The organism is Butyrivibrio sp. (assembly GCF_017940685.1).
In the GTDB taxonomy this organism is placed as follows: Bacteria; Bacillota; Clostridia; order Lachnospirales; family Lachnospiraceae; genus Butyrivibrio.
On the sequence record NZ_JAGAYD010000033.1, the window covers coordinates 1 to 7,670 of the forward strand.

Annotated in this window: 7 protein-coding genes and 1 pseudogene; 6 read left to right on the top strand and 2 right to left on the bottom strand. The window is 43.7% G+C overall.

The window, feature by feature from the left end; all coding sequences use genetic code 11:
- The 4 genes and pseudogenes from J6I68_RS02380 to J6I68_RS02395 all read left to right on the top strand — a co-directional run.
- Window positions 1–363, top strand: a pseudogene (locus tag J6I68_RS02380) (DNA-binding transcriptional regulator); the annotation flags it as partial.
- Window positions 360–779: a VOC family protein gene (locus J6I68_RS02385; RefSeq protein ID WP_292217002.1), complete on the top strand. Its 420-nt coding sequence runs from the start codon at window positions 360–362 to the stop codon at window positions 777–779. The pseudogene J6I68_RS02380 and the gene J6I68_RS02385, both read left to right, overlap by 4 nt.
- A 4-nt stretch (window positions 780–783) precedes the next feature.
- Complete coding sequence (locus tag J6I68_RS02390; protein ID WP_292217004.1) at window positions 784–1,530, top strand: N-acetyltransferase; 747 nt, start codon at window positions 784–786, stop codon at window positions 1,528–1,530.
- 47 nt (window positions 1,531–1,577) lie between these two features.
- On the top strand, window positions 1,578–2,456 hold the full coding sequence (locus J6I68_RS02395; RefSeq protein ID WP_292217008.1) for an SPL family radical SAM protein: 879 nt from the start codon (window positions 1,578–1,580) through the stop codon (window positions 2,454–2,456).
- A gap of 20 nt (window positions 2,457–2,476) precedes the next feature.
- Here J6I68_RS02395 and J6I68_RS02400 read toward each other — a convergent pair whose 3' ends face one another.
- A complete protein-coding gene (locus J6I68_RS02400; protein ID WP_292217011.1) occupies window positions 2,477–4,060 on the bottom strand; it encodes a family 43 glycosylhydrolase in 1,584 nt (527 codons plus the stop codon).
- Window positions 4,061–4,079: 19 nt separating this feature from the next.
- Window positions 4,080–5,009 (bottom strand): ArsR/SmtB family transcription factor, encoded by a 930-nt coding sequence (locus J6I68_RS02405; protein WP_292217013.1) that lies wholly within the window; start codon window positions 5,007–5,009, stop codon window positions 4,080–4,082.
- A 372-nt stretch (window positions 5,010–5,381) separates the two neighbouring features.
- On the opposite strand from J6I68_RS02405, the gene J6I68_RS02410 reads away from it, so the two are divergent.
- A complete protein-coding gene (locus J6I68_RS02410) occupies window positions 5,382–6,809 on the top strand; it encodes an ABC transporter substrate-binding protein (protein WP_292217015.1) in 1,428 nt (475 codons plus the stop codon).
- A 94-nt stretch (window positions 6,810–6,903) separates the two neighbouring features.
- Window positions 6,904–7,670, top strand: a 767-nt coding sequence (locus tag J6I68_RS02415; RefSeq protein WP_292217018.1) for a carbohydrate ABC transporter permease, incomplete at its 3' end; no start/stop codon positions are given.

Consider the following 7,670-nt stretch of genomic DNA (forward strand, 5'->3'; position numbering starts at 1 on the left):
CTGTTTAAGCTGAACAGGATGGATGGTATCACTCATGTAGCGCCATTTAAGGAAAATCGGGAAGTTCCAATGCCGGATCTGTCAAACAAAAAGGTCTTTCCTCCAAAAGACAGAGTGAAGGCAGTGTTTGATCCTTCGATGAAGTGGCAGCTTGTTGAAGAGTACGGTGTTGATTCTTTTACAGAAATGGATGACGGGAACCTTTTGTTTGAACATGAATACGCTGATGACGAAGGACTGCTTGCCTGGATGCTTTCATGCAGGGATAAGGTGACTGTCTTAGAACCAGCTAGGATCAGGGAAAAGCTCTATCATATTACTACTGAAATAGCGAAAAGATATGAAGGAGGCTTGATGTTATGAGGCTTGATGGTTTTGGGTTACTTGTAGAAGATATGGCAAAGATGATCCGATTTTACAGAGATGTGCTCGGATTTGAGATCAGGGAGGCAGAGGATGCTTCCAATGTCTATCTGGTGAAAGATGGAACATTGTTCCTTCTGTATGGCAGGAAAGACTTTGAGAAGATGACAAACCGCCGGTACGAGTATGTTAAAGGACTCAATGGTCATTCTGAGATTGCTCTTTATGTGGACACCTTTGAAGAAGTTGACGCAGCCTTCAAAAAAGCAATAAAGAATGGGGCAACATCGGTTTTGGAACCAGAGCTGGAGCCATGGGGCCAGAGAACCTGTTACATTGCGGATCCTGAAGGAAATCTTATTGAAATTGGTTCCTGGAATAAACCTTATGAGGAAAAGGATCTGGATGAGGGCTGAGGGTATGGAATATATCAGAGTTACAAAAGAGAATCTGGAACAGGAGCACATTTGCTGTGCCATTTCAAACAACAAAGATGTACAGGTTTCATCAAAGAAAGCCTGGCTGTCTGACAGGCTTGATGAGGGACTTGTCTTTTTAAAGAGCGCAGAGCGTGGCAAGTGTTTTATTGAGTATATTCCGGCGGAAAATGCCTGGGCTCCCATTGATGCGGATGGATATATGTACATTGACTGCCTGTGGGTGTCAGGATCATTCAAGGGGCATGGATACTCTTCAGATCTTTTGAATGCATGTATTGAAGATAGTAAGGAAAAGGGAAAGAAAGGGCTTTGCATTTTAGGAGCTGCCAAGAAGATGCCATTTCTTTCTGATCCCAAGTTCCTTAAATACAAGGGTTTTGAAGTCTGTGATGAAGCGGATAACAAAATCCAGCTGTGGTATTTACCATTTGAAAAAGAGGAAGACAAGCCAAGATTCAGGGAATGTGCAAGACATCCCCACATAGAAGAAAGTGGTTACGTTCTGTATTACACCAGCCAGTGCCCATTCAATGCGAAGTATGTTCCGGTGCTGGAGCAGACAGCTAAAGAGAATGATATACCATTTCATGCTATTCACATTAAGAGCAGGCAGGAAGCGCAAAGTGCCCCTACGCCCATCACCAATTATGCGCTGTTCCATGATGGAGAGTATGTGACCAATGAACAGATGAATGATAAGAAATTCTTAAAGCTTGCAAGCTCATAACAGCAGGATCAAGTAACGTAACGCTTTCAAAAACAGGAGAGCAAACAATGCATTTTGTGGATGCAAAAGGGATACTCACCGTAAACGGTGGACGATGTGGAATGAACATATACAGGGGATGCACCCACGGCTGTATTTATTGTGACAGTCGCAGCAGGTGCTATCAGTTTACGCACCCTTTTGAAGATATTGAAGTCAAGCAGAATGCTCCGGAGCTTCTTGAAAGAGCTCTAAAGTCAAAAAGAAAAAAGTGCATGATTGGAACAGGCTCTATGTCTGATCCATATATGCACTGCGAAGAAGAACTTAAGCTTACAAGAAGATGCCTTGAGATTATCAGAGATAATGGTTTTGGTTTGGCAATCCAAACAAAGTCAGATAGGATCCTCAGGGATATAGATCTTTTAGATGAGATAAACAAAAGAGCAAAGACAGTGGTTCAAATGACCCTTACAACCTATGACGATGATCTGTGTAAGATATTGGAACCAAATGTCTGTAATACAAAGCGCCGCATCAAAGTGCTTGAAGAGATGCAGAAAAGAGGAATCCCAACGGTGGTGTGGATGACCCCGATCTTGCCATTTATCAATGATACAAAGGAAAACATCACTGCAATTCTAAATGAGTGCGCCCATGTCGGGGTAAAAGGTATCATTGACTTTGGTATGGGACTTACCCTTCGCGAAGGCGACAGGGAATACTACTATGGTGCACTTGATAAGCACTTTCCAGGGCTTAAAGAGCAGTACATAAGGCGTTATGGAAATGCTTATGAATTGCCAAGTCCCAATTCGAAAGAGTTTATGGGGATATTTAAAAAGTTCTGCAGGGACCACAAGATTATGTCGTCCCCAGATGAGTGTTTTAAATACATGAATGACCTGCCTGAGAAATACTCCCAGATGAGCATATTTGATCTGTAAATAATGCTCATCCGGAATGATCACTCAATCACAAAAGAGCAGGCATCAGCATCTGACCCGTCTGAAAGAGTCAGAAGTCCATCTGATACTGTCAGATACATTCCCTCATAAAAGGTGCTCTCTAATGAGACCATCCCTTCTTTCCCGTTTAGAGAAGTTGTTGTTTTAAAGGTCTGATTTTTTGCAGTATCTTCAGATCCATCTACATCCTGTGAAAGAGTGACACTGCCTTCAGGACCGGCTGTTATATACAGTCCGGTCTTATTTTCTGCCTGAATGGAAACCAGGTATTCGTTATCAGGATCGTACTTACCGTCTGTGATAACCCACTGACGGTCAAGAACGCTTTCAGATAATTCCTCGCCAATCTTTATATCAAGATATGGGTAGCTTGAATCCTCAGAGGAGTTTGTGAACTGCTCATGGCTTATGTATGAACCGCTAGAGCTCTTTATAAGAGATGTGCTTCCAAAGAGGCCGGCGGTTGATTCTTCCATCAGTGATATGCTGCCATCCTCTTCAAAGACAAGCTCCTGCAGACAGGCGCTTCGCCTGTATCCGTTGCCGCCCGGCCTTGCACCGTCGTGATACATCATGTAAGTCTTGCCATTAAAATCAAATATGGCTTCGTGATTGGTGTTGCAGGTGGCAGTAGGCTTCATGAAGATATTTCCTGCGGTCCACTGATCTGCCATGGGATCACTTGCTGTTGAATAGGCAAGTGACTCCCTCCACTCAGAAGCATAAAACAGGTAATAGTCGCCGTAGTAGTTGCCCTCTGAGTCCTGCCTTCTGTAGAGCCAGGGAGCTTCTGTGTAGGATGTAAAGCCCTTTAGGGTTGTAAGGATATCTCCTGCGTCAAGACTTCTTCCTGAAGTGATCTTGCCATCGCCGTTCTGGTCCTTTACTGAGATCATGTCAGGGTTGAGTTCGCAGATAAAGAATTTACCGTTCCCCCATGCAAGATATCTCTTTTCGTTGCCCTCTTCATCGGTATCCACCCATACAGTCGGATCAATATCATTCCAGGCACTGGTCTCAGGCTTAGTGACAATTCCTCTTACAATGGGTTCTCCTATATCTGTAAAAGGACCTGTGGGACTATCGGAAACTGCAACGCCGATGGACTGCTTGCCGCGACTCGTCTTGTCCCAGGAGCAGAAGTACAGATAGTAGAGATCTTTTTTTGCCTCTTCATCATAATGCTTGATCACCTGGCTGGCCCAGGCGCTCTTTGAGTCCTTGGCCCATTCAACGTCGTGCATGTTCATGACGACGCCTTCCGCAGTCCAAGTCTTCAGGTCTTTTGAGGAATAGCAGAAGTACTCTGGGATGTGATAAGCGCGTTCCTCAACTTCTTTGTCAGTAGACATGTCGTGTCCTGTATACAGATAGACGGTGTCTCCGTCAACATACACTGCCGGATCGCCGCCATATATAAGCCTTCCTTTGTCGTCAGAAAGACGAATTATCGGATTGTAAAAAGAGTTCTTTTCAAGTGCAATGTCACTAACTGAAACTTCTGTTTGTTGTCCGCATCCGGATAAGAAAAGAACTGCAGCCACCAGGGCAGATGCAGCTCCTTTGATTGTCTTGTTGATCATTGGTATATGGTCTCCATGATTATTTAGATTCTTCATTGAGTGGTACGTAATTGATGCCTACCTTGATGTCCTGGGCGTAGTTGCCAAAGGTCTTGCCAAAGATGGTAAATCCGCCAGGGTGCTCGGCATCCTTGTCAACAGCAAAGCGGAATTTGATCTTGCTGTTGCTGGTCAAATCAAATTCGTCTATGGAAACGTCTGAGATCTTGAGTCCGTCGATAAATGTTCCATGGCGATTGATCACTATGAGCTTTAACAGTCCGTACTGATTCCAGTTAGGGAACCACCAGTCTGGAGTGAAGATTCCGGGTACATCGCCAAAGTCACCAGGTGATGTCCACATTCCGATGAGCTTCTTGTTGAGGAAAAAGCTGATGTCGCTGGGCCAGTCACTGTTTATTCCAGGGGCTTCCGAACTGATCTCAACTGAAATTGCAAGCTGGGTGATGCGCTGAGCTGGTGGGATGAAATTGGGGATATCGTATTCCACATATCCGGTGGTGAACCAGAGGATATCGGCGTTAAACCTGTCAGGATGTGCAAAATATCTTGGATCATCAACTTCGCCGATTAGCTGCTCGCTAGTGGACAGACCACAGGTAGGATAAGCGCTGTAGCTTGAGTAGTGTCCAACCTTGACCTCGGTCTGATACAGGCTTTCTGTGGGTTCAGAAGGTACGATGTTTATAAGTATCTTATCTATAGGTACTGAGCAGATCTTCTGATTACCATGTCCATGAGCTTCTCCGGAAATGGACACAAGCCCGCAGCTTTCAAGTTTTTTGATGTGTGCAGTGAGAGCACCGGCAGTTATTCCGAGCTTGCCAGCAAGCTCGTTCATGTTCATTCCTTTATTCTGAATAAGAAGCTTGATGATCTCAACCCTTACTTCAGATCCAAGAGCCTTGTACAGCTCGATTCCGTCTTCAAAATTTTCAATATGGAGCATATTGTCGTTCCTTTGCAGGTAATTTAGATTTTTCTATTTTATTTTAGCATTTTATCTTCAAATTTTACTATAACATAGCACGTTAAAATGTCAATTATTTCAAAAATTACTTTAGATATATCTAAAGATCTTTATTTTCTGAAAACGTTTAAGTAGAAAAAGTGGCGTGGTTAAGGAATATTTGACTATAAATAAATCTAAACTAAACCAAAATTATTAATTATGCACAAAATTCATCTGTTGTTTTGGTGCATAACAACGTTTATCTAAAATACTTCAAGATAATCTAAAATAAATATTGACACCCCTTATGGACGGCTATATGATTTACGTGTAATCGATAGGTATTATTCTTTCTAAGGAGGAAGCAAGATGAAAAAGAAATTGGTCAGCTCTTTAATGAGCATGGCGCTGGTTGCCGGCCTGCTTGCAGGATGCGGATCAGGCGCTGCAACTGAGACGTCAGAGGGTGCTACAGAGACAGCTGAAGCTTCTACAGAAGAAGCTTCTGCAGAAGAAATTCCCAATGCTACATTTGGAGATGCAAATGGTACACACTTAGAGATGTGGACATTCGTAGAACTTCACGGCCAGCATTACAAAGATATGGCTGAAGTTTGGAACGAGCAGAACCCTGACAGAACAATCGAGATCACATGTACAACATATCCTTATGGCGATATGCACACCAAGCTCCTTACAGCTTTAGAGGCTGGAACAGGTGCTCCTGATATTTGTGACGTAGAGGTTGGACAGTTCCCTAACGTTGTTGCAGGTCTTGATCAGTGGCTTGTTCCACTTGATGATTATGCATCACCTTATATGTCAACAATGGTTCCTGCAAGAATGCAGACATATCAGGGAGAAGATGGACATTATTACGGAGCTCCTTATCACGTTGGAGCAACAGCAATGTATTATAACGTAGCAGCTATGTCAGAGGCTATGGGCCTTTCACAGGAAGAAGTTATCGCTAAGATCGATGCTGTTAAGACATGGTCAGACTACGAGGCTCTTGGAAAAGAGTACGTTGACGCCATCGGCGAAGAAGGTAAGTACTGGACATCAGTTGATACAGGCGGAACAGACTGGCTCTGGCTTGCAATGGCTGAGTACGGCGATGACTGGACAGGCGGATTTGATAATCCTGCAAACTGCCAGCTTGATTCTGTAAAGAACATGCTTACAATGCAGCAGAGCTGGCTCAAGAGTGGTCTTGCTGAGATCTCTCCTGACGGACACGTAGACCTTGAGGCTGGATTCCAGAACATCATGGATCATAACATCGTTTCATTCCCTAAGGCACTTTGGTACATGAGCCGTTTCACAAACTACATGCCTGAAGAAGCTGGAAACTGGTATATCGCTAAGTGCCCTGTATTCCAGGATGGACAGAAGTGCTCAGTAGGTATCGGCGGAACAGGTACAGTTGTTACACAGCAGTCTGAGAACAAAGAGCTTGCAGCAGAGTTCCTTTGCTGGGCTAAGATGTCAGATGAAGGTGAGCAGCACATTTGGGATAAGCTTGGATTCGACGTATGTAACACAGCTATGTGGGACAAGGATTCCTTCGCTCATGATGACAACAACCAGTTCAATGCTTACTTCATCAACTATCCATACGATGTTCTTAACGAAATCGGAATGGACAACATTGGTAAGATTTCTGTTGTAGCTATCAGCCCTACAATCAACGAGTATGTATGCACAACAACACTTAACGAGGTTCTTGAAGATCCTGATTACAGTGTAGATGATGCTCTTCAGGAGCTGCAGGATGCAGTAGACATGGAGCAGTGATTTAATAAGACATGCTCTTAAGTTAGATCCAGAGGGGATGCCGGTATGATCTCCGGTGTCCCCTTTTCTAATAGTCAATAAAAAGGAGTAGGAGATGAAAGGTAAGAATTTCCTCTATTCGCAAAAAGTTGCCCCATACGTTTTTGTTATGCCGTTCATAGCAAGCTTTCTTGTTTTCTGGATTTATCCTCTTATAACGGCGTTCACCATGAGCTTCCAGGATATAGGTGCCATCAAGACTGAGTGGATCGGTTTTGATAACTACACCAAACTGCTCAAGGACAAGGTGTTCATGATCGCTGTGGCAAACAGTGCGAAGTACATGTTTTATACATTACTGCTGCTGATTCCGTTCCCAATGCTTTTTGCGGTTTTAATGGATTCCAATATCGTCAAGGCAAAAGGCGTCTGGAAGGCAATTCTTTACATGCCAGCCCTGACTTCAGTAGTTATTTCAGGTACTCTTTTCAGACTTATGTTCTCTGAATACAAGACTGGACAGATGAACGTTATCTCTGAAGCTCTTGGCTTTGGTACATACAAATGGCTTAAGAACAGCTGGTCCGGAATGCTGGCGCTTCTTGTTTTATGCTGCTGGAGATGGACGGGCGTCAATATGCTCTATTTCATTTCAGGTCTTAAGGGAATAGATGCATCTTTATATGAAGCGGCTGACATCGATGGAGCATCACCATGGCAGAAGTTCTGGTATGTGACTCTGCCTCTTTTAAAGCCAACAACAATCTATGTTCTGACCATCTCTGTATATGCAGGACTTGCTATGTTCCTTGAGTCATATATGTTATGGGCAGGCAATTCATCACCAAACAATATAGGTCTTACCATCGTAGGCTACCTGTA

Bases quoted from the DNA above. Each gene is read 5' to 3' on its own strand.
- J6I68_RS02385 (WP_292217002.1), top strand. From the start codon at position 360: ATGAGGCTTGATGGTTTTGGGTTACTTGTAGAAGATATGGCAAAGATG.
- J6I68_RS02390 (WP_292217004.1), top strand. From the start codon at position 784: ATGGAATATATCAGAGTTACAAAAGAGAATCTGGAACAGGAGCACATT.
- J6I68_RS02395 (WP_292217008.1), top strand. From the start codon at position 1,578: ATGCATTTTGTGGATGCAAAAGGGATACTCACCGTAAACGGTGGACGA.
- J6I68_RS02400 (WP_292217011.1), bottom strand. From the start codon at position 4,060: ATGATCAACAAGACAATCAAAGGAGCTGCATCTGCCCTGGTGGCTGCA.
- J6I68_RS02405 (WP_292217013.1), bottom strand. From the start codon at position 5,009: ATGCTCCATATTGAAAATTTTGAAGACGGAATCGAGCTGTACAAGGCT.
- J6I68_RS02410 (WP_292217015.1), top strand. From the start codon at position 5,382: ATGAAAAAGAAATTGGTCAGCTCTTTAATGAGCATGGCGCTGGTTGCC.